General features: G+C 71.3%; 12 protein-coding genes. 4 read left to right on the forward strand and 8 right to left on the reverse strand.

Annotated features, from left to right (window positions below; all coding sequences use genetic code 11):
• A partial coding sequence (locus tag ACIQVZ_RS12970; protein WP_402449475.1) for a DNA-binding protein occupies window positions 1-857 on the reverse strand: 857 nt, incomplete at its 3' end.
• 161 nt (window positions 858-1,018) lie between these two features.
• Here ACIQVZ_RS12970 and ACIQVZ_RS12975 point away from each other — a divergent pair.
• Both ACIQVZ_RS12975 and ACIQVZ_RS12980 read left to right on the forward strand, forming a co-directional pair.
• Window positions 1,019-1,789 carry an SDR family NAD(P)-dependent oxidoreductase gene (locus tag ACIQVZ_RS12975; protein WP_350887790.1) on the forward strand — a complete coding sequence of 257 codons (771 nt, stop codon included), beginning with the start codon at window positions 1,019-1,021 and terminating at the stop codon, window positions 1,787-1,789.
• 627 nt (window positions 1,790-2,416) lie between these two features.
• Entirely contained in the window at window positions 2,417-2,578 is a 162-nt protein-coding gene (locus ACIQVZ_RS12980; RefSeq protein ID WP_350887787.1) for a hypothetical protein, read from the forward strand.
• Between the two features lie 123 nt (window positions 2,579-2,701).
• Here ACIQVZ_RS12980 and ACIQVZ_RS12985 read toward each other — a convergent pair whose 3' ends face one another.
• The gene (locus ACIQVZ_RS12985) at window positions 2,702-3,976 is read right to left on the reverse strand and encodes a phosphatidylinositol-specific phospholipase C domain-containing protein (protein ID WP_402449478.1); all 1,275 of its coding nucleotides are present in this window, start codon (window positions 3,974-3,976) and stop codon (window positions 2,702-2,704) included.
• Between the two features lie 1,188 nt (window positions 3,977-5,164).
• Here ACIQVZ_RS12985 and ACIQVZ_RS12990 point away from each other — a divergent pair.
• Window positions 5,165-6,355, forward strand: a complete 1,191-nt coding sequence (locus tag ACIQVZ_RS12990) for a tyrosine-type recombinase/integrase (protein WP_402449480.1) — start codon at window positions 5,165-5,167, stop codon at window positions 6,353-6,355.
• 279 nt (window positions 6,356-6,634) lie between these two features.
• Here ACIQVZ_RS12990 and ACIQVZ_RS12995 read toward each other — a convergent pair whose 3' ends face one another.
• Complete coding sequence (locus tag ACIQVZ_RS12995; protein ID WP_402449482.1) at window positions 6,635-8,239, reverse strand: hypothetical protein; 1,605 nt, start codon at window positions 8,237-8,239, stop codon at window positions 6,635-6,637.
• Window positions 8,240-8,968: 729 nt separating this feature from the next.
• Complete coding sequence (locus ACIQVZ_RS13000; RefSeq protein ID WP_402449484.1) at window positions 8,969-9,931, reverse strand: hypothetical protein; 963 nt, start codon at window positions 9,929-9,931, stop codon at window positions 8,969-8,971.
• A gap of 740 nt (window positions 9,932-10,671) precedes the next feature.
• Between ACIQVZ_RS13000 and ACIQVZ_RS13005 the strand changes: the two genes are divergently transcribed.
• Window positions 10,672-12,621 carry a hypothetical protein gene (locus ACIQVZ_RS13005; RefSeq protein WP_402449486.1) on the forward strand — a complete coding sequence of 650 codons (1,950 nt, stop codon included), beginning with the start codon at window positions 10,672-10,674 and terminating at the stop codon, window positions 12,619-12,621.
• Window positions 12,622-12,851: 230 nt separating this feature from the next.
• Here the strand turns inward: ACIQVZ_RS13005 and ACIQVZ_RS13010 are convergent, their stop codons facing one another.
• Genes ACIQVZ_RS13010 through ACIQVZ_RS13025 form a run of 4 tightly spaced genes read right to left on the reverse strand, consistent with a single transcriptional unit; the run spans window position 12,852 to window position 22,633 of the window.
• A complete protein-coding gene (locus ACIQVZ_RS13010; RefSeq protein ID WP_402449488.1) occupies window positions 12,852-15,947 on the reverse strand; it encodes a pPIWI_RE module domain-containing protein in 3,096 nt (1,031 codons plus the stop codon).
• A gap of 53 nt (window positions 15,948-16,000) precedes the next feature.
• Window positions 16,001-19,747, reverse strand: coding sequence for a hypothetical protein (locus tag ACIQVZ_RS13015; protein WP_402449489.1), 3,747 nt, complete (start codon window positions 19,745-19,747; stop codon window positions 16,001-16,003).
• The gene (locus ACIQVZ_RS13020) at window positions 19,740-20,936 is read right to left on the reverse strand and encodes a Fis family transcriptional regulator (RefSeq protein WP_402449492.1); all 1,197 of its coding nucleotides are present in this window, start codon (window positions 20,934-20,936) and stop codon (window positions 19,740-19,742) included. Before ACIQVZ_RS13020 ends, ACIQVZ_RS13015 begins: the two co-directional genes overlap by 8 nt.
• A complete protein-coding gene (locus ACIQVZ_RS13025) occupies window positions 20,936-22,633 on the reverse strand; it encodes a PD-(D/E)XK nuclease family protein (protein ID WP_402449494.1) in 1,698 nt (565 codons plus the stop codon). The genes ACIQVZ_RS13020 and ACIQVZ_RS13025 overlap by 1 nt, the downstream gene beginning before the upstream one ends.
• Window positions 22,634-22,640: the final 7 nt, after the last annotated feature.

Here is a 22,640-nt window from a genome sequence, read left to right on the forward strand (position 1 = left end):
ATGCTGGGCCGGCCGATCGCCGACAACAGCGCAGCCCTGGCCTGTTCGAGCCTGCGACGGCGGATGTAGCCAGCGACGGTCTCCTCGCCGCCCTCGAACGCCCGGTGCAGGGTCCGGACGGAGACGGCGAGTTCCCTGGCCACGAGGGCGGGAGAGAGCTGCGGATCGGCGAGGCGGACGTCCGCGAGCTCCCGGGCGGCCTGGGCCAGGGCGGGCGCGTGGGCGGGCTCGGTGGCGTCGGGCCGTTGCCGAAGCACGCCCCGGACCAGCTCGATCAGGGCCAGGTGGGCGGCCTGCGCGCCGCCCGGGGAGAGGCCCCCCGCGGTCTGGGAGAGGAGCCGTGCGTGCCCCAGCAGCAACCGCGTCTCGGCCTTGGCCGAGGAGCCGGTGACCAGCCGGTCGCCGATGAGCGGGCCGAGGCCTCGGGCGGGCAGGATCAGTACCGTCGCTCTGGCCTGCCGGGCGGCCTCGAAGGTCGGCGGTCCGCTGCGCTGGAGCATGAAGTCCCCGGCTGGAACGGTGAGTCGGCCCTCCCGGCGCCGGGTGAAGTCCCAGACGTTGTGCGTGACCGCGTGGAACAGGACCATGTCGTCGCCCTGGTCGAGGGCGCTGCCGTTGGTACCGGCCAGCGAGTGGCTGTGCACGTCGGCCAGCACGGACTGGTGGACCAGGACGGCGCGGGCGCTGATCCTGAACTCTCCTGCGGCCCCCGGTGTGAAGGCGGGTGCGGGGTAGGCCTCGCCGACCTGTTTCTCCCAGCCCTGCCGGAACCGGTCGAACCCGTGCTCCGGCGCGCCCGGGGCGGTCACGTCGGCCGAGAAACTCCCGCCACTGCCCGGCCCGCTCGTCCCCGTCACCGTCGCCTCCCCGGGCTGGCGCTGAAGTCCCCGCGATGTGGCTCTCACGTCCAAGCGTACAGGCGCACACCCCTCCTAAGGTGAATGTCGTCGTGGGAGGCCGGGTTCCCGGCCTGCCAGGAGCAAGGCAGGTTCGCGCGGGCTGCACCGAGGAGGGCATTGTGAGCACGGACACCGGACGGGTCGTGGTGGTGACCGGAGCCGGGTCGGGGATCGGGGCGGCGATCACCCACCGCTTCGCCGCCGAGGGCGCGACGGTCGTCCTGGTCGGACGGACCCGGGAGAAGCTGGAGCACACGGCCGCCGGGGCACCCAAGGGTGTCAAGGCGCTCGTACGGACCGCCGACCTCACCGTGCCCGACCAGGTAGACGCGCTGTTCGCCGACATCGCCGGCGAACTCGGTCGGCTGGACGTCCTGGTCAACAACGCGGGCGCGCCCGCCTTCGGCGCCGTCGACGCCGTGACCCCCGACGCCTGGCGCGCCGCGATGGCCCTCAACCTGGACGCGGTCTTCCACGCGAGCCGGGCCGCACTCGGGCCGCTGCGGGCCGCGCACGGATGCATCGTCAACGTGGGCTCCACCGGCGGCCTGGGCGGCGACTATGGCATGGCCGCCTACAACGCAGCCAAGGGCGCCGTGGTCAACCTGACCCGCGCCATGGCCCTGGACCACGCCCCCGAGGTGCGCGTCAACGCGGTCCACCCGGGATTCACACTGGGCACCGGCATCACAGCGGGCCTGACCGCCGAATCGCCAGTGGTCAGGGCCTTCGCCGAGCGCATCCCGCTCGGCCGCGTCGCCCTCCCCGAGGAGATCGCCTCCGTGGTCGCCTTCCTCGCCGGAGCGGACGCGCGGTACGTGACTGGTGCTCAGCTCCCTGTCGACGGCGGCCTCCGCGCCTCCAGCGGACAGCCCCGCATTACCCCGTGAGCCGGCCACGGGTCAGGAGCGCCGAACTGCCCGCCCGACCAGGGTCGGCCGCTCCGCTCAGCGGGGACAACCACGCCAACGGCCCGATCCTACGGGCCCTGGCAGAGGAGCGAGCGCCGTGGACGAACGGCAACGACAGGTGACGCAGGGCCGCCCTCGCCGCGGGTGGGCGAGACGCACGGGCCGAGTTGACGTGATCGTCTGCGGCGCGGGCTCGGCCGGCTCGACGGTCCAAGACCCTGCGCCACGCCAACCTCGCCATCACCACCGACCTCTACGGCCACCTCCTCAAAGACTCCGCCGAGCAGGCCGTCGACGCCCTCGCCACCGCCCTCAACCAGGCTGACGCCCAGCGGGCCGAGCATGCCGCCACGGTGCTCGACGAAGTTGTCCTGCAGGACGCGTAGAGCACCGGCCCGCGGCTTCCCACAGAGCCCCGCGCGTTCATCGCTCGGCGTCGCGAACCACCCGAGCCGCTGGCGCTTCCCCTCGGCCAAGCCCAGCCAGCACATCACCGGCGGCGCCCTGGCCCGCCGCCTCACCGCCCACGGCGTCCCCAGCCGACCGGCCCCGGGCAACCGCCCTTGCGCAGCTCGCCCAGGACATGCCCCGGCGGCCCTGGCCCCCATGCTCGGCCTCCACCTGAACACCGTCACCAGCTGGCGCTCCCGCGCGGCCACCGACTGGACCGCCTACCTCCAAGCGCGCGCCTCCGGCCGAACCACGGGACAGCCCGGATCCACCGCGGCCCGCGTCAACGGAAGCTACGCAGCGCCGACCAGCGAGTGACGGTAAGCCAGCTGTACGGCCTCGCGCGACGCGGTGGGGCGCCCGCACAGATCACGTCGGTCGGTGCGGGCGTCCGCCGCGGGCGGCCCGGTGTGTGGGTGGTGGTCCGGTCTGCAGAGAGGGTCAGTTGTAGTAGTGGCGGAAGCCGGTTGATCCGTCCGCCTGTTTGGTGATGTTGATGCCCGTGGTGTTGGGGGATCCGTGCACTTGGCCGGTGTCGGTGACGAGGGTCAGGCCGAGGTTGTTGTAGTGGCCCCGGACACCTCGGGAGCCGTCACCGTGCTCGATGATGCGGAAGCTCTGGTGCTGCGATCCCACGTACGGCTCGCCCAGGACGATGCCGTCGTGCCTCAGGGACAGCGCCCTGTTGGTTCCCTGGTGGCGGATGCCGACGGATCCGTCGTTCTGGTCGACCAGGTAGAAGCTCTGCGTCGCGGCCGCGCTGTAGGGCTCGCAGACGACTTCTCCGGAGGGCTTCATCGTCAGCGTCTGGTACTGGCGGACGGCGTTGCGGTTGACGGGGGCGCGGGGCAGGTCGACGTGGTCGCCGTTGGTGCTGCCATTGTGGCGGTTGATGTAGTCCATCGGAACGATGCCCAGGCACTTGCCCGGCCGGGCGTTGACCTGGGCGAGGGTGTGCGGGTTGAGCTTCTCGGCGTAGCTCCAGGGGGTCGCGCCGAAGGGCGGCTTGTCGTTGGCGCTGGTGTAGTTCATGTAGATCTTGCGCCGGGGAGCGGTGGCGCTGGCCGCGCGGTTCATGTGGCCCGTCACCTCGGCCTTCTTGCGATCCATCATGGGTGCGTTCCACTCGTCCTGGGTGTCGAACACCGCGGTGCTGCTCAGTGCCAGGCCGCCGATGTAGGGCCAGCCGGTCATCAGGACGACCTTGCCGCGGACGCTTCTCAGGTTCGGGATCGACGGGGAGATATGGAACAGGTTGCGCCAGTTGGGCAGGTAGTTGGTTTCGAAGGTGCGCCGGAAGTCGGCCGCGGAGGCGTCGGACTTCGTCTGGGAGATCCGCAGCAGGAGGGTCTCGGTGGGATGCCACTGCAGGAAGCCCCAGAGGTGGTTCAGGGCGTCGCCGAGCATCATGTCGAGGTAGTAGTCGCCATGGTGGAGCGTGAAGCTCATATTCGACCCCGAGCCGACACGGCGGCAGCGCAGGTCGAGGAACCGGACCCCGTTGTAGAGCTGCCAGTCGAGGTCCTTCGTCTGGCAGTTGGCCCACCTGACCGGCTTGCCCCGGGCGCACGACTCGTGCGTGCCGGGAATCATCAGGTCGGCCAGGTCCAGGGTGTCCGGGAGCCGGGACATCCAGGTCCGCAGCAGCCGGTCCGGCTGGATCGCCGCGGCAGCCGACAGCATCGTCTCGGCCTCCGCCGGCGCGCTCTGCTCCACGGCCCGCAGCGGGGGCGGGCGTCGGGATAGTCCTCCTCGGCCGGTGCGGGCGGCTGCCGGTCCTGCGAAGGCGGGAGCAGTTCGTACTCACCGCCGGCACCGTCGTTGACGGCCTCGCCGTCCAGGCCCCCGGAACCGGCCGCCGGCTCCCGCGTCCTGACGCCGGCCTCGTCGGCGAAGTCCCCGTCCCCGACCGCTGCATCCCGCATGAGCTTCTCCTTCGAACACGGCGAGATCAGGGGTCGCCCGGCCCGGAACAAGCCGCCCCGGAAGGAGCAACGGGATCAGAACCACCCGATATCATCACTCAAAGTCTCAGTTGGTAACTGAATGCCACCTATCTCGCGGGTGCCGCGCCTTCTGACACGAGAGCCGGCCCGTTGCCCGCTTCGGTGGCCCGGTAGCGCTGTCGGGCCGCAGGCGGAGAAAGGAAGCAGCCGTTCCAGGCCGCACGGCCATGGGCGAGACTCAGCCTCCGATGACAGGTCAGGTGATCGCTGCAAGGCCCTTGACCTGCTGGAATACGGTCATACGGCAAGCAGATCTGGCAGCTTTCCCTGCCCAACCCCCAGCTGGGCGGTCGAAGCGAGTACGACGAACTCGACGACGAAGACAGCCTCAACGCAGATGCCGAGGACTGGGACGACGAGCAGGCCGAGCAGCACCAGCAGCGAAGCCGTGAACGCTTCGCCCAGCTCGTCCGCGAAACCGCCGCCGCCAACAGCGACCGGCTCACCTGACCGCCTACCCCACCAAGGCTGGCCGGCCGCCGACGCCCGTCGGTCAGCCGGATCTCCCTTTGTCTACGGTCAAGGGAGATCCGCAGGTCACAGCCCTTTCCATGAGCTCACGGTCGCACGGTGATCGCCCCGCGGAGGCAGACTGGGAGAAGGACGACTCGCGCGCGATCCTTCGAGGCGATCACCATGCGCTGCTCACCGAATCCCTCCGACAACCGGGACCGGGGACGCGTCTACCGGCGCTGCGGCTGCCGCGACGACCACCACCGCCAACTCGGCACCCACTGCCCCCCACCTCGCCACCGACCCCCGTCACGGCAGCTGGTCCTTCGCCGTCGACTCCCCACCTGTCGACGGCCACCGCCACACCATCCGCCGATCCGGCTTCCCCGACGAACTCGACGCTCGCATCGCCCTGCGACGCCTCAACCAGTCCCTGCCCGCCTGCGTGATCATCGACCCACGCCAGACCACCGCCGAATACCTCACCACCTGGCTCACCGAGAAGGAACTCCACCTCAAGCCCACCACCATCGCCCGCTACCGCGCCTACATCACCCAGGACCTCATCCCCGCCCTCGGCACCATCCCCCTCGACGACCTCACCCGCCACCACCTGAGCGTCTTCGTCACCGACCAGCTCCACCACGGCCGAGGCAGAGTCACCGTCCACCGCATCATGGCCACCCTCTCCAGCGCCCTCAGCGACGCCGTCACCGGCGAACGCCGCCCCCGCAACCCTGCCAAACCCCCGCTCATCTCCAGGCCCGCCCCGGCCGAACGACACCTGTGGACGGAAGAACAGGCGGCCCACTTCCTGCGCTTCACCCACGTCACCGACCCGATGTTCGCCGACCTCGCCGAGCTGATGATCGGCACCGGCATGCGCAAAGGCGAAGTCCTCGCGCCGCGCTGGGACGACGTCCACCTGCCCGAGCGCACCCTCTTCGTCCGAGCCACGCTCTCCGCAATCGACAACAACCAGCTCCTGCTGACCGCCCCCAAGACCAAGGGCAGCCGCGCCTGGGTCGCCCTGTCCGACCGTGTCGCCGCCGCCCTTGAGGACCGCGCCGGCTCACGCGCTTTCGGCCAGATCACCCCCGCCGCCGGCTACGTCTTCCACCGCCACGGCCGCCCGCTCCACCCCAAGAACGTCCTCGACCACTTCCATCTGCACGACCTGCGCCACCTCGCCGCCAGCTTCGCCATGGCCGCAGGCGTCGCCTTGCCGGTCGTCTCCAAGACCCTGCGCCACCGCACCCTGTCGACCACCGCGAACATCTACGCGGGACTCACCCGACTCGCCGCCCGCGCCGCGGGCCGACGCCATCGCCTGGACCCTCACCATCGCCGACCGCGCAGTCCTCGGCGAGCCCACCTGCCGCGCCCGGCGCCCATGGCACCAGAACCCGCGCCCCCACCGCCGCCTGGCAGCCCATCAGGCGCCACAGGAAATCGAACCGAACGCCACCTGGCCGACGTGGCCCGGCGACCACCCTGCGGCCACCAGCCGACAGAACATCAAAAAAGGCCGCTCCCGCCAGAAGCGGAAACGGCCTACGACCTGCAGTTTTGCAAGTCGGGACGACAGGATTTGAACCTGCGACCCCTTGACCCCCAAGTCAAATACCTTCGCTAACCAACCAACCGTCCATCTGCCTGACCGATCCCAAGTCAGCTATAAACTTAGCTTACAGGAACGGGAATTGGACGACAGGAGCCGCTGGCATGGTTTACCCGAGCTGACGGAGGCCCAACTGTGACAACGGCCAGAGATGTCCAATTCCGTCCAGGTGCGTCCGCATGCGTCCACCAGCGGCCAAAACAGCTGGTCCCAAAATGGTCCCAGAGCCGGGACTACTCACCGTAACGGCGGAGGGGGACGAATCAGCCCTTCCACCGCTACGGCACGGACCGGTCAGCTTGTCCGGCCTCGGGTCGCCAGGCGGGTGCGGAGCTCGCGGACGATCTCGTGCCAGCGCCACGACTCTGGTGCGTTCCAGTAGTCCTCGCCCTCCGGTTGCCAGCTGGCCAGTCCGGTAAGGCGTTCCGCCAGGAGTTCTCCGTCCATCCGGAGCGGCCTGTCCGGGTCCTGGCGGAGTTCCTCGGCGATGTCGTGGAGTTGGTGCGCGGCCCGGTAGTAGGAGAGCTGGGTGTCGGTGAACCGCCGGATCGCGTAGCCGTGGCACTTGCTGCACCAGTCGAAGTCGCTGCGCGCGAGCAGGTCCGCGACGCGCAGCAGGTCGTCGTTCTTCTCGACGCCGCGTTCCCTGGCGTGCTGGCAGAACGGGGAGTGGCCCTTGCGCTGCCACCCGGGGTCCGCGTCAGTCGTGTAGACCTGTACGTCGGCGAGGACACCCAAGGGAATTCCACTGCCGTCACGCCAGCGGTCGGTGCCGGGGGCGCGGAAGGGTTGGAGGTCGAGGCGGTCGGCACCGGCGAGCAGGCCGTGCCACACCGAGGTGGAGACCGTCCGGCGGCGGCCCTCGCGATCACGGCCGCCGTCAAGTGTCCGCAGGTCTCCGGCTCCGCGGGCCATGGCCAGGCAGCGCAGGTCGGGTTCCTTGAAGCGCTCGTCGTACCCGAGCCAGGCCGTCATGCAGGCGCCGTCGGCGTAGCCGAGGTCCGCGCCGAAACGCGGGTCGTACGGGTTCTGGACCGCAGGCGGCCAGATGCGTTCGCCGTCGGTGGGCCGGGGGCCGATCTCCTCGATCCACGGTTCGATGACGCTCTGGGGCAGATCGGAGGCGCGGGCGATCACGGTCCCGTTCCATCCTGCGGCCACTCGTGTCTCGAGCGTCGACAGGGGCAGTACTTCGGATCCCGCTCCCGGGGAGAAGACCAGGCACAGTTCGTCAACTCCCACCGGGGCCGCGTTCAGTGCGCGCAGGTGTTCCGCGTGGATCGGCAGCCGATCGAACACCGGGGTGTCGTCGAAGACGCCAGGGGTGAGGCGGACGGCCGGCTTCCGAGGTTCGGCACGGTCAGGACGCCAAAGGCCGCACTCGGTGAAGGGGGACCTGGAGGTGAGGAGCCGGTCCGCGACGAGCCGCGGGACGTTCAGCGTGAGGGTGCGGCGGCCCCAGTCGGCGTCGGTGAGGTAGGTCACGAGTACGCCGGTGCTCCACTCGTCGAGGTCCGCGAGGAAGCCCCGGTCGTACCCTGCCGAGGAGTCGTCGACGGCTTCCGCCAGGCGGACAATCACCTGTCGGGTCCGCTCCGCTCCGGCGTCCTCAGCGGCCGCCCGTGCCAGGCCCTCCCAGGAGGCGACCAACTCGTCCACGGCGGAGCAGAGCTGGTCGTAGCCCTTGCGGTGGGAGCGTAGCCGCCCCGTGATCTCGTACACGGCCCGCCAGCGCTCGTCCCCCGGGCTGCAGCTGCCAGAGGCCCGGTGCTGCCAGTCGGACCACAGGGATTCGAGGGACTTTGCGACCTCCGTGCGGTTGCCGCGGACGGCGAACGCCGGGTCGTCGACCGGGAATTCGGGCTTTCCCAGGGAGCCGGCCGCTGCTGCCTCCAGCAAGCCGCTCTCCGGGACGAAGAGCGCCGCCTGCGTGCGCAGGGTCGGTCTCCAGGTACTGTCGTTTCGCTGCGAGCGCGGGCTCGGCCCATTCACCGAGCCAGTCGTACATCGAGAGGGCGGCCTCGGTCAGGTGCAGGCTCTTGACGGCGCCGCTCCATGCCTCGCGCACCCTGCCCCGGAGGTATTCGGCATCCTCGCGCGCCTGCGCGTCCGGTTCCTCGTCCTCCGGGTCGGTCTCGGGGGTGGAACGCAGCAGGGCCGCGGCAGCCCGCACTTCGTCGTCCGCCCAATCCTCGTCCTGGTCGGGCCCGGTGTAGGCGTGGAGCTGGTACAACAGCCCCGAACCGCTGAGCGCGCGCAGGAAGATGCCGAGTCCAGTCCCGGGCCGGGCCCAACGGCTGCATCGGTCACACTGCGCGCACATCCGCCTGATCGTCTCCGCATTCAGCGGCACCTGGGCGGTGACGACATCCCGAGTGCGCAGCATGCTGCATGACCGCGTGGCGTGGAACTTGGCGTTCTTGCTCGTGGCCGAATGAACGGTGATCGGCTTGCCCGTGAAGGGCCCGAGTGCGACATCTGCGGTCAGAGCGTTCTCGAGCACGTTACTCCCCTGTCGGTCTCGGCCCGTGAGCGTAGCCGCGGGCACCGGCAACCCACTCCTCACGGCTGGAGTAGGTTGCCGCAACGGCATGTTCGGATACAGGCGCCTGGCGCGCCGTCCTCGGGTCAGCGGCGGAAGCCCCGCCGGGGATCGCGGGCGTCGACGTTGTCGAACGGTTCGAACCACACGGCCGGACGCAGCTCTCCGGGGCCCAACCACTGGTTGGTGTCGGGACCCTCGATGCCGGCGTATCGGGAGCTGTAGAGCATGAGCACATCGGTGTCCTGGAAGAACATGCTGGTGCAGGCACTGAAGTCGTAGTCGTCCCGGTGAACGGGCAACTCGGCGTGGCCGGACGACTTGTCCACGGCGAGTTCGCCGCACTGGCTGCCGGCGTCGTCGAGGGCGAGGTGCAGGGCCATTTCCTCGGCGGTGCAGGTCGGTTGGGGCCAGTGGCCGTGTTCCAGGTCGTCGGTGAGGTCGTCCACGGCACGGGCGAACCTGCGCCGCCATCGGTGGTCCATGGCGAAGGTGGGTTTCGGCAGCCGGGCGAACACGCCCCAGGTTCCCTCGTGTACGTCCGGCATCAGCCGACCGTCGCCGAGTTCTTCGGCGTCCTCGTACGCCTCGTCGGCGAGTTCGCACAGCGCTCCGTGGAGAATGTCCGCGGTGCGCGGGGTCAGGCTCCACAGGCAGGACTCGTCCTCGCACTCGGGGTCGTCGCAGTGCACGGGCTCCGTTGCGAACAGCGAGGCGAAGTCGGGTACTTCGTCCTGGGCGGGCTCTTCGGACCGGCCGGCCATGAGCAGGGACGAGCCGGGGCCGAAATCGACGACGACGTTCCGGCTCCAACGGGCGACCTCGTCCCCCTTGTCCCGGCGCAGGAAGCCTCCTTGCCCACGACCGGTGAGGGAGTCGGCGCCAGCGATCTCGATGTCCTCGTCGGTGAGCCACATGACGGCGCCGATCACGTCGTGCGGATCGTTGGCGTACAGCTCCTCGGCCGGTCCGGGCGTCCAGCCTTGGGCGCGCGCCGCTTCCAGCACCGCGTTTCGGTTGCGGATGTGGAACTCCCGGAGCACAGCCACCCTGATCACCTGGCCGGGAAGGTCGCGCAGGCGCGGACCGGCCCCAAAGGCTGTAGGCACCGCCCTGTCATCCCGATCGGGTTCGTCCGACTCGGCTGCGGCCTGGTTCCCCTGTTGCTCAGGCCAGATGGCAAGCGACCCCGGGTCGATGGGCCAGGCACGGGAGAGCGCCCGGGTCACGGCCTGCCGCAGGGAGGCCGCCGGCGCGTCGGGCAGTTGCCGACAGAATTCGTCCACGCGATTCACCGCCCACGTGTCCGGGGTGGACTTCAGCGCTTGGAGGAGCAACCAGGCCGCGCGGTCGGCCAGTTCCGCCTGGCGGCAGGTGAGAACGGCCTGCAGGGAGTCGGGGCCGCGGTCGTGGCCGACGCGCACCAGGACGCGGCTCTTGCTTGGAGTGTGTTCGCACAGGAAGTCGATTGGTACAGCAATGAGTTGACGCTCAGGCATACGGAGACTCCGGAAAGGCGGGCGCAGTGCGCTCTGGGATGAGGAGTTCCGCTGGTGGACGCGCTGCTGGCGAGTCCCCGGACGGGTGAAGTCGTTGCTGCGGCTGGTTCCACCGATGCTGTCGGCGGCCCGGACCGGGTGCTGCCGAATACCGTACATGACCTCGGGGGGCAGTCCAGCCGGATTGGCGGGCCGGTCTTCGGGGCTTGGTGCGATCGCGTCCGGCAGCCCGATGTGTCCGAGCGATGCTGCAGGATGGTGGCGCTGATCCGTCTCGGAAAGGGAGAGCGATGTCCGCCATCGGCAACCGGTTGCCTGTGGAGTTCCTGACCGCCGTCGCGGCCGGTGCCGAACCTGGTTCGGCTGCGGCGCTGATGGCGGCTCAGCAGGCAAAGGATCGCCACGACGACCGGCAGGTGGGAGAGTTGCTGGCGGCCCTCCTGCGCGGGCCGTTCCGGACAAGCGCACCGGCCTGGATGCTGACGACCGCCGTGGCGGAGGGGCTGCGGCAGGAGGAGTCCGACTATCGCGCGAGCACAACCGTCGAACTGGCCGCCCTTGCCCTGGGACACCCGGACTTTGACATGGAGCTGCTGGCGGACGCCCTGCGCGGTTGCTCCGCCTACCGACTCGGCATGCTCAGCACCACCGACCGTCCGCCGACGCTGACCGCCGCGGTGGCTGCCGAACTCCACCGGCGGGTACCGCAGCCGCCGCACTTCACGTCCGCCATGCTGAAGGACCGCACGCCGGCGCAGGAAGTACTCCGGACCGGACGCCTCGACGACCGTGTCTTCGACGCCGCGGTCGCGCTGCTTCCCAGCGCGCCGGAGCAGGTGCACGCGGATGGCGAGAACTTCACAGAAGAGTTCGATAGGTTCTGGGCGGAGTGCGAAGCATGGGGGCGCATGTGGCGGACAGTGCTGGAGCAACAACCGGACCGTCACGCCCGCTTCGTGGCGGCCACGGACGGAGCTAGGGCGAGCTCCACCGTGAGGGAGCAGTTGCTCGGTGGCCTACCGTGGCTGGTGGAGCCCGAGTTGCTCCGTCGGATCGCGCTGGCCGACCTGGCCGGATTCGACGCCGTCATGCTGACGACGCGGATCTGCCGGGCTCTGGTCGACGGGGCCTCCGAGGAATTCGTCCGGGAGCAGTTCGCCACCGAATTGGCCTCGCTCGACGACAGGGGACGCAGGAGGCTCAGCCTCTATATGGGGAAGGACGCCCTCCACGAGGCCAAGGAAGGCTGTGGCGTGGCGGTTTCCTGGGTGGAACACGCCGCGGACGGCCGGTGGAAGCTCATCCTCGACCCCGCCGAGGCGAAGCCGCCCTACGGCGGCGACCCCTACCCGTGGCGCACCCCGCCGGACGAACTCTCCGATCTGGCGCGCCGGTTCGCGCTCGTCGCCGAACAGGCCCTGCACACCTGGCAGCCGCGGGAGCACTACGGAATCAGCCGGGCCGCCGACCTCCGTTGGGTGCACGCCATGCTGGTGCACCTCCCCGAGGTGACGGCCGGGACGAGGGCCGCCGTCCAGCGCATCGTCCGCGACGCCCGGCGCGGCCCGAGCCGCCCCCGCTCCTACAGCCACCAGGACTACGACGACCACCAGCAGTTCACGAAGCTGCTCACCGACATCACCCGGATCGTCGCCGACCCGATCCCCCAGTCGGCCGCCACCCGCCGCGCCGCGCTCGGCGACCCCGCCGATGTGACAGTACGTCAGCTCTCCGTCGTCGAATCCGCCGTCCTAACCACCTACTTGGACCAGCACACCGGCAACGACCAGCTGGTCGAGAAGGCCCTGCTGTCCTGCGCCCAGCGAGGCGGCTACCGGAGCGAACCGGCCTTCCCCGACGTCCTCGCCCGGCACTCCGCCCCGCAGCAGGCCCTGCCTGCCCTCACCCACGACCTGCGCCGCAGGCTCGGCGGCGGCCCCAACGACCGCGAGTCCTGGGCCCGGCACGTCCTCGCGCTGCCCGACTGCGACCGCGAAACCGTCCTCGCCCTCCCCGCCTGGACGGCACTCACCGTCGGTGGCCCCCGCTACCGCAGCAGCACCCACCCTGCCGTCCTCGCCCTGGTGAACACCGCGCTCGGCAACGACCCTCCGGCCTGGCAGCGCTTCGCCGACAGCCCGATCAGCCACGCCGGCCCCACCGCCTGGCTCCGCCTCGGCGAGGTCCTCGACGCCGCGGCGCACGGAACCCCGTGGCCGAAACCGCCCGCGTCCCGCTGAGCCGACGACGGGTTCCGGTTCACGCTCTCGACGGCATCCGCACCTCCTACCGCACGGAGCTTGTCGAAGGACCGGAACCCGGTCATGCCTCCTCTCGCACTGTGCCCCTCCCAGGCGAAAGCGACTTCGACGATGTGCTCGCAGCGGTCAGCAACATCCGGGAGCGGCCCGTCCGGGTTGTGCGGGGAGAAGCTGGGAACAGGCGACGGTGCCCCCTGGGTGCCGATGGGCTACGCCTCAAAGAGGGAGAGCTGACCGTCGCCCTCCACCTCCAAACCGTCCGGCTCCTCCAGGTCCGGCAGTGGCTGATCCTCGGGATCCGGGTCAGCGGCAGGCTCGGCCGATGAACCGGATCCCATCCACGCCTCAGCGGCCGCGCCTTCCTCGTCGGCCGCGTCGCCGGACTTCGGTGTAGGCAGGACGTACTCCTGCGCAAGTCCGGCCAGGTGGAGCGGGAGCGGCAGCGCCGTCGCCTGGGTGTAGTCCGGGGACTGGCGCAGGAGGTGGGTGAGCAGGGCGAAGGCACGGGGATCGTCGCCGTCCTTCTCGTGGCAACCGAGGACGGCGATCTCCAACAAGCCGGGCAGCCAAGCGTTCTGGTCGGTGTCGATGGTCGGCTCGCCCTTGCGCTTGCCCTGCAGGATCGGGCGGGTCGAGAGCTTGTCGGCGGTGACGGCCGCGTGCTTGGCCGTCACCGGCTTCGCGGTCGTGCTGTGGAACACCCGCGCTCCGTCCGGGGCTTCGCCAGGCTGCCAGACGCCCTGCTGGATGCCGTTGGGCTTGCCCCCCTTGGCCAGCCCCCACCACTGCGGTGTCTCACCCCGCGCGCCGGCCCGCACCCTGACCAGCCGCATGTCGGGGTCGAGGTGCCTGGCCGGAGCGAGACCGTCCTGGATCCGGTCACGCTCCACGCGACCGTCCTGGAGCCAGGTCCAGTGCTGCCGTGCGTTGTGTGCCTCGGCGAAGAGCACGGTCGGCTCGGCGCGCAGCGAGGACCTCAACTGGTGCAGCCACTCGGCTGCTTCACGGCGCTGCTGTTCCCGGTTCTGCCACGGGGACGGGCGGCCGGTCGCCTCCTGCTCCGCCGGGGACTCCGCCGCCGGCGCGTCGGCGGCCTGGCGCGGACCGGGCAGCAGCGGATGAACCTCGGCACGGCGGGTGAGGCGCGTGAGCATCACCGGGTAGGGCACCCAACCGCCCGCGCCGTCATGGGCGTCCGGATCCCAGCCCTCGACCCGGGCCGCCCCGGTGCCCGCCGGATCCGGGGTGATCAGTACGCCCACCGGAACGTACGCGGCCCATCGATTGCGTGTGGTGCGGTTCTTGCGGACCATCCACAGGGCCGCGTACCGGAGCCCCGCCGGCAAGCCCTCGCCAACCTGTCCTAACGGTACGGTGCGTGCGCCGAGTTGACGCAGGCCGTCGTCCCAGGCGTTGCGAGTGCGGTGTCCCAGACTCGTGTCGGTCTCCGCGCGACCGCCCTTGCCGTCCGGACCACCGGCCTCCACGGGCACGGTCGTGAACTGCGTGACGTACCCGGCCTGGGCGCATCCGAGTCGCAGGGCGAACTTCGGATCAGACAGCTTGTCACCGAAGCTCTCCGGCCGACCGATCTCCACCAACGCCAGTGCGGGCCCGGCCGAGGTCCGGTCGGCCGCGAGCCACTCGGCGATGCGCCTCCTGCGGAGGTCGACGGCCGCCGCGACGTCGGTGTTCCCGGACCGGGCACCCTTCGGCAGGTCCAGTGGATCGACCAGGCTTTCGGCCGTCCGCTCACCCGTGACGACCAGCGGACGCAGGCAGCGGACGCGCACCGTCAGCTCCGGCGCGGACCACTCATGGACGACCGGCTCACCCGGAGTCGCCGCCTCGTACTGCGCGGCGGTGTACGAGCCGCCGTCACCCTTGATGCCGAGGTGTTCGGCCAGCGAAGCGAGCGCTGCGTCCCGCAGCCGGGGCGACTGCCACAGCAGCCGCGCCTCCAGCACCGGAACGCCGCCCTCCCGCTCCATCTCCGGCAGAGCGTCCAGTGCGTAGGCGCAGCTCAGCCGGCGCCGTGCCCGCTGTGCTTCCTCCTCGGCCTGCTTCCCGTCCTTGGGCCCGTTGGTGCGGGGAGCGTTGAGCGGGGTCCCGCGATCCAGCAAGGTCAGGTCGGGAGCCCGGCGCAGCCCATTCGGGAGCGCCTGCTCCGCCCAGGCCGTGAGCTGGGAGATCTGCTGCGTCATGAATCCGGCACCGACGTCGTGGCTTCCCATCGCCGTCCGGTAGAGAATCGCCGCCCGCATGTCGTCGCGCAGCCACGAGACCGGGTCGGTGAGGATGTCGTCGGCGTCCGGGAACGGCTCGCCCAACGGCAGGCCGGTGAGCATCCGTGCCGGGCCGCCGTCCTTCCACCGGTCGCCGAAGTCACCGTTCTCGGCTCGGTACCGCTCGAGTCGGGCGACGGCGAACCGCTCGCTCCGCGGGGTTCCCGGCAGGAACGGCACTCGCGGGCGCAGCAGCACGGTCGTGGCCGATGCCCACGGCAGCCGCAGCCGTCCCGTCTTCGCGCCGACCCGGGTGGCCCAACGCCGCACCGACCAGTGCAGGTGGAACCGGGGCAGCGGATCGAACGGCGTGGTCTGCAGGGTGATCGACAGCACCACCGACCACCAGGCGTCCGGCTTGCCTCCCTCGCCGGGGTGGCACAGGGGCTGTGAGACGAGCTGCGCACCTTGGTCACGGGCGCCGCGCGGCATCGCACGGAAGGTCAGCTGTCCGGACCCGTACGGGTAGGAACCGAGAGCGAGTACCTGACGGGCGAGCCAGTCCGGGCTGAGCGCGAACTGCACGGACGCCGGACGCGCGGTACCACCCGCGGTCGTCTCCCTCGGTAGCAGTTCCTGAGTCAGCATCTCCCAGCGCGGCGGATGCGCCGTCAGCTCGGCCAGGGCGTCCTTGAGCAGACCGCGGTACTCCCGCTCGGGACGCAGATCACGCAGCCAGTGGGCGACCAGCGTGTCCAGGACCTCCGGCGGCAACGGGTCGGGGACGCCCGCGGGCACGCAGAGCCACGGATCGGGCTCCCCTGGCCCACGGTCCCCGTAAGGGCGGGGCAGCACCAGGACATCGGGGGCGAACGCCTGCAGTACCTGTTCCAACCGCCGGGTGGGGACCGTCCGCCACGGCTCCTTGCCCGCCGCGACCACCGAGGCGTTGCACAGCTCCAGGACCGCGTCACGCCAGCGTTCGGGGAACGGCATGACGCGGTACGGCGCCGTGAACGACGCGTCGGGGGCGGCCGGGATCCACGCGGTGGTCCGGGCGTTGCGGTAGAGGGGTGGCACGTGGAGCTCCTGTCGGGCTGGGAAAGGACGGGCCGGCGCGGGACGGCGGGTGTTCAGCGGTGCGTCATGGTGCGCAGCGCGTCGTAGAACGGCTTGTAGAGCAGGCGGACCAGGGCCGGCGCCGCCGGGTCGGAGTCCGAGACCGCTCCCGGGGGGGTGCTCAGATAGGGTCCGAGCACCGAACCGAGTGCCTGGAGCAGGCCGTCCGGCGCGGTCACCGCGGACGACGACCCGGTCTCGACGCGCCCGGGTTTCACCGGGCCCGGCGCCAACCGACGGGCCAGGGCCGGCGCGAAGGCCGCGTCGACGAAGACCACCCGGGCCGGCACCCCGCCACGGACCAACCGGCCGATGACCTGCCAGAGCGTGACGAGTTGGTCCCAGGCGAACGCCCGCTTCTCCCAGGTGGGCAGCGCCCGGTACGCGTAGCGGCGGGTGAGCAGTCGACGCCACTCCCGGCGGCCGTGGAAGCGCAGGGTGCGCGCCGCCTCGTCCAGGGAGCCGGCCTTCTCCCACAGTTCGGTCAGAGTGTGGGGGCCCTCCAGGCCGTCCGGGCGGGGTTGGTCCCGCAGCATCCGGCTCAGCCAGTCGTTGACGGCGAACACCGACAGGTCCAGATCGTCCGGACGCGGGTGCGGCCGCACCATGAACAGCGCGACACCGAAGGCGGCTTCGCCCTGTTCGTTGAGGATGTTGTGGCCGCGTTCGACCGCCAGCAGCGGTGCCACCAGCACCTCCGCATCGGCGTCCTCGGCGAACCGCGCCACATCGCCCCGACGCACCACGACGAGTTGCTCCTCGTCCAGGCCCGGAGCCGTGCCCGCCGCCTCCGGGTCCCGCTCCTCGTCGTCCGGCACCAGCACCCGGACCTTCCCGCGCCAGGCATCGAGTTGGTTCAGGGTGTCGGCCACCGCGTGCGCCTCACGGTAGCTGCCGACCAGCAACAGCGCCCTGCGGCGGGACAGTTCGGGGATGCGGCTGATCTCCTGCGCCAGCACCGAGCTGCCGCCCGGCCCGGGCTCGCCCAACCGGTGGGCCATCGCGGCGGCCTGGGCGATCCGGCTGCGGGGAGGCGTGCCCGACAGGCTCATCGCCCGGCCCTCCCGGTCGTAGAGGAAACGGGTGGCGAAGCTGGTCCCGGCAACCGCCGCCAAGGCCTCGTCCGACGGCTTCAGCACCACGGAGACCGGGACGCGGATGTGTGCCCGGGTGGACTCGCCGGCCCAACTCGTTCCCGACATCAGCACCACGTGCGGTCCGCCCCGCCCGGTGCCCGGGTCGGCGCCGATGGTGTGCAGGGAGAGCAGCAGTTCGCGGCCGACACCGGCGCACCGGAAGAACCGCAGGGTCCCGCCGCGTCGTCCCGCGTCGTCCCGCTCCTCCCCGTCCGGCAGGTACTGGTAGCCGAGCACGTTGCCCATCGGGGCCTCGGGCACCAGGGGCGCGTAGTCCAGCGGCACCCGTCGGGCCAGTTCCCTGCCCTGGGAGTCGAGCCGCAGGGCCGCCTCCACCTGCGGCCAGAGGAAGGTGAGCCGCTCCAGCCGATGGTGCAGGATGCTCAGCAACAACAGGAACGAGATCCGCAGGACCAGGGCGTCCCACCACGCCGACGGCAGCGCCTGGGCGCGGACCGCCGAGGCCGGCAGCCCCTCCTCGGCCCGCTGCCGCAACACCTCCTCCTCCACCCGGCTGACCAAGACGTCGGCCAGACGTCGCATCCGCGTCCGGGTGCGTCCTGCGGCCAGGTGGTGCAGCAGAGCCCGCGCCGCCCGCACCAGCGACGCGGCCAGCTGGTCCACGCCGTCCCCCTCGCCGAACGGGTCGTCACGGAACTCGTCCCAGGCGGATTCCAGCTCTCGCCGGGCCGGGGAGAGGGTGAGATGGGGGGCCGGCGCGGAGGTCTGCTCCACGTCGTCGTATCCCTCGTACAGCTGGGTTTCGTCATCGGGGCCCGCGCTGTCGTACTCCTCGTCCCCCGGCACGGCCGCGCCGTCCGCCCCGGCGTCGCGGTCGGCCTCCCGGTGGATCCGGCCCAGGTCCCGGAAGAGGCCGTCGAGGAGTTTCTGCTGGAGGGTCCAGGGGCTGAAGTAGGACGGTTCCGCCCAGGTCCGCAACTCCTCGTCCTTGATCAGCAGTGTGCACAGCGGGTCGACGGCGAGCGTGACGCCGCCCAGGGCGCGGTTCCATTCGGCCACCTGCCCGTCGGTCAGCGGCAGTCGGCCGCGCCGGCTCAGCTCCTCGATCTTGTAGCGGTTCACCTGGTCCAGCCAGGAGTCCGTGTCCGGCCGCACCAGCGTGCCGGACGGGACGAACAGCCGGTCCAGGCTCATCTGGACGTTGTCCGCCTCGTCCACGAAGATCAGATCGCTGCGCAGGCAGGCGAGTTCCAGCTGGCGCAGCCGCTCGTCGTTGAGCTGGACGGCCACCTGACTCTGGACCAGACTCTGCGGATTCGCCACCCAGACCAGGGCGTCCACCTGGCTCCGGGCAGCGGTGTGGCGCGGGCAGCCACCCCACATCGGGCAGGCGTGCGGCTTCCCGGACAGCTTCTCCGGGGCGGACTGCCGCGGCGGCTCCTGCGGCGCCGGTCCCTCGGGCGACCACGCCCGCAGCGGCGCGGCGGTCGCCGGTTCCGGACGCCGTCGGGCCGTCGGTTCGGGGTGCAGCCGGTTGCAGGGCGCGTCACGGTACTCCAGCGGGCCGCCTTCCGCCCCTCGCAGACCGCTCACCAGGCAGACGGTGCTGAGCAGATCGAAGCCGGGGTCCTCCTGGTCGAGAATGCTGTGGAAGCCGCGGGACGCCAGCCGCCGGTGCAGCCGCTGGACGTGCAGCTCCCGCGTGGTGATGCCGAGTACCGGGGCCACCGGGATCCCCAGGGCGTCGAACTGGGCGCAGAGCCGCAGTTGTTCGGCGACGTCACCGACCACCAGCGTGGTGCGCAGCGGCGTCTCCCGGCGCGCCGCCCAGACGGCGACCAGGGACATGAAGGTGCTCTTGCCCGCGCCCACCATGCCGACCAACTGAGTCAGGCCGTCCAGGGTGAGCGCCTCCGTCTCGGCGAAGTCCGTACCGGTCCGGTCCCGCACGGCGAACCGCAGGCCGTCGAGACGACGCACCCAGTGGCCCGGGCTCTCGACCTCGGCTTCCCGCTCCCGCGCGTCCATCCACCGGGCCGTCGCGTAGAGCTCCGCGCGGGGCACGGTCAGGGGCGCGCCGCCACCCGGCCTGCCCGCGGCCAGGTCGTGTCCGGGCCCGGCGGGCTTGACCAGTTCCTCCGGGATGGTCACCGAGGCGATCCGCCGGCGCTCCTGGAAGGCACTCGTGCCGGCGGGCGCGTCGTCCAGGTCGCGCGCGATCAGGCCGGGCACCGCGGCGAGGGCGCGGTCGTAGACCCGCACGCGGCCCGCCGCGACCATGGGCAGCTGTGGTCGCGGCGGCCGCGCGGAGTCCAGTGGCGGCAGCGCATAGGCCCGCAGTCGATCGGGCAGCAGGCGGTAGGCCTCCAGCGCCTGTCGCCAGGCGCGCCGACGCAGTGGCCAGAGCAGGTACCGGGCCGCGGCGAGCGCGGTGCGCTGCCACGGACGGTCCGCGAATCCGGCACGGGTGGCGAACGGGTAGCCGCTGAACAGGGCGTAGGCGTTCTCGGCCGGAGTGTCCGGCGACAGCCGCTCCAACAGCCGTAGACCGAGTTCGACTCGGCACAGGTCGAGCGGTGTGAACCCGTCGGGGGCGCCCGCGCCGGCCCACTCCGGCCCCAGTGCGGCAACCACCTCGGCGTAGGCGCTGCGCTCGTCACGCATGGTCGGTCTCCTCACGGGTGGTCGTGCCGATGTCACGCAACCGTTTCCGTGCGGCGTTCACCAGCTCCTCGTCGGTCACCAGAAGCAGTCCGCGGGCCGAGGCGGGACGTGAACGCTCGAAGGTCTGTCGGTAGTCGGGCCGTTCCCGGACCCGGTACGCGGGGACCACCCAGAAGGCCTCGTCGTACGGGGGTCGCCGTGGTACGGGACGGGCCGCGCGGCCCAGGAATCCGGGGTGCGCCCAGTCCTTGACGTCGATGGCCCAGCGGTGGCCGTCGGGGAAGACCACCAGCAGGTCGTAGGCATCGAACCCGGGCCACATGGTCACCGTCAGGCCGAGAGCGGTCAGTCCACGTTCCAGGTCCACCTCGGCGAGGCCGGGGCCGGTCACATGGCGCCGCAACGGCCGCTCCAACTGGTGAACGACCCCGGCCTGTTCGGCATCGATCCAACGGCCGACCGACGGATCGCCCAGTCGCCGGCAGCGGTCACGCTCACACCACCACTCGCCACCGGAGACCGGGGTCAGCAGCGTGCCGCACCGGCCGCACACCGCGAACTGTCCGTTCCGGCTCAGCGCACGCGGCACCTCGGGATAGATCAGGTCGATCAGGTCCCACACCGGTTCAAGCGCGAAGTCGCGGTGCAGGGCGAAGTGTTCAGCCGTGGTGAGCACCGGCCGCTGCACCAGCAGCCGACGGAACTCGGCGTAGGCGGACTCCTCCCCGTAGGCCTGGCAGCGCTCCAGTGCCCCGTGGATCACCAGCCGGTCGCGGTGCGACACCGCCGGATCCTGGGCGTGCGCCTCCCAGTCGCCCCACTCGTGGCAGAGCTGGGTGGGGCGCCAGGAGACCGGATCGATGAGCAGGTCGTCGGGGCCGGCAGCGTCCGCGGGGAGCCGCAACGGCCAGTCCTCCAACGGAATGTGGGCGCAGCGCTGGACGAGTTCGGCGAGCGACGCGGGCGGCCGGGCGTCGTTTCGCAGGAAGGCCACAGCGGAGCGGTCCAGCGCGAGTTGGACCACCGGCGGGTACGGGAGGCGGAAGGCCTCCAGACCGTCGAGGTGCTCCAGGACGCACAGGGCGCGGGCCACGGTGGCCAGCATCGGGACGCCGTCGTGGGCCGCCCAGTCGTCAACGGCGGCGGTGGAGAGGTCATCCGGGGCCGGACCGGATCCGGTCGAACGCATCAGGGCTTCCCAAGTTCACGGCGCCCCGTCACCCGCACGGCACCCGCTGCCCGCTCCCGGCCGGTCGCGCACCAGGACAAGGCCTCGCAGTCCGTGCAGGCGTAGCCGGCCCTGGGCAGCGCTTCGTAACGGCTGTCGGCGGCCCACGGTACCGAGTAGCCGGCCAGCACGGCCCGGGCCCGTTCCAGCGTGGCCGCATCACGAGGGGAGAACTCCTCCAGCGAAGGCCCGTCCGGCCGCAGCGTCTCCAGTTCCACCCTGGAGCGGCGGGCGTCGCCACCCAGCACACCGGAATGCAGCAGCAGCACGCCGAGGGCCAGTTGCGGGTACTTCTCCAGCAGATCCACGGTGCTGGACGGTGCGCGGGACGCCGTCTTGGTCTCGCGGAGCACGACACCACCGCGCTCCTCGTACAGCAGGTCGCAGTCGGCGACCACGAGCACGTCGGACCGCGGGTCGTGGACGGCCAACCGGTACTGCGGCCTGAGCCTGCCGGCCGCGGGCATGTTCAACGGGCAGTGCCGCCGGTGTGACCGCACCATGGCGATGGCACGCGGCAGTTCCTCCTCCGAGAGGCCGTCCAGATTCTCTGGCAGCGGCACCTCGTGGCAGGGGCGGCCGAGCGGGTCGGCATGGCGCTCGTTCAGCCAGGCGTCCACGGCCCGCCCCCGGCGCAGCGCCTCGTTCTCCGTCCTGCCGTCCCTGAGCTTGAGCACCCGGGTCAGGTGGTAGCGGGCCGGACAGTCGTGGTGCGCCCGCAGGTCGCTGACGGACACACTGCGGCGCTTGCGCGTCCGGCTCGGTGGCGGCGCGACGAGCACGCCGGGAGCGCGGAGCACCGCCGGGCAGGCCGTGAAGCCCTTGCACCGCACGCAGTCGGAGCCCGGCTTGAGCTCGCGACCGTCCAGGGCACGGGCGAGCCGCGGGGCGACCTGGGCATCGTGCAGCGACTGCACCTGGGCCGCCGTCCAGTCGGCCTCGACGCCGGTCTCCGCCGCCCGCAGCAGGACAAGACGCCCGTCCGCGAGACCTGCGGAGAAGATCCGCATCCGCTGAGGAGACGGGGGCAGGTCCGGAACGGACTCGGCCGGCGTGGCGAACGCGTCCCGCACCGGGCGGCCGCAGAGCATCACCGATGCCACGGCGGACAGTTCGGCCAACGGCAGCACCTCCTTGGCAGGCCCCAGACTGGGGATCACCAACTCCCGCACACTGCCGTCGGGGGAGGCGTACTGCCGGCCCCAGGCGGTGCGCTCGTAGTGGGTGACGCCGCGGGCATCGGGGACTTCGAACGCTGTCCGGAGCGCCATCCACTGAGGGGCGACGGGCAGGGTGCGGGGTATCGAACCTCCGTCACGTGCCGCCTGTTCGGCCAACCAGGCCGCACGGTAGGCGGTGGCGGCACCGGCGGCGTACTCGACGTGCTGCGGCAGCGACCGGGACAGGGCGCGCCCGCACGCGGTGAGCGCCGCGTCGACGTCGGCGGCGCCGTGGAACTCGACCTGGTCGACCAGTTGCCACCAGGGCTTGAACGGGAAGTCCGTGACCGGCGCGTACGCGGGTGCGCTCCCACGTACCGCGACATCACGCCGCACGTCCAGCGCCCGGCCCATCGGGCAGGCGGACGGGCTGTCGCGCAGGTGGCGGACCGGAATACGGACGATGCGACCGGCACCCACCATGCCAGATGGGCTCATCCAGGGC

The sequence above is a fragment of the Kitasatospora sp. NPDC098663 genome (assembly GCF_044760075.1).
Classification (GTDB): Bacteria; Actinomycetota; Actinomycetes; order Streptomycetales; family Streptomycetaceae; genus Kitasatospora.

Bases quoted from the DNA above. Each gene is read 5' to 3' on its own strand.
- ACIQVZ_RS12980 (WP_350887787.1), top strand. From the start codon at position 2,417: ATGCTCGGCCTCCACCTGAACACCGTCACCAGCTGGCGCTCCCGCGCG.
- ACIQVZ_RS13015 (WP_402449489.1), bottom strand. From the start codon at position 19,747: ATGCGTGACGAGCGCAGCGCCTACGCCGAGGTGGTTGCCGCACTGGGG.
- ACIQVZ_RS13025 (WP_402449494.1), bottom strand. From the start codon at position 22,633: ATGAGCCCATCTGGCATGGTGGGTGCCGGTCGCATCGTCCGTATTCCG.
- ACIQVZ_RS13020 (WP_402449492.1), bottom strand. From the start codon at position 20,936: ATGCGTTCGACCGGATCCGGTCCGGCCCCGGATGACCTCTCCACCGCC.
- ACIQVZ_RS13005 (WP_402449486.1), top strand. From the start codon at position 10,672: ATGTCCGCCATCGGCAACCGGTTGCCTGTGGAGTTCCTGACCGCCGTC.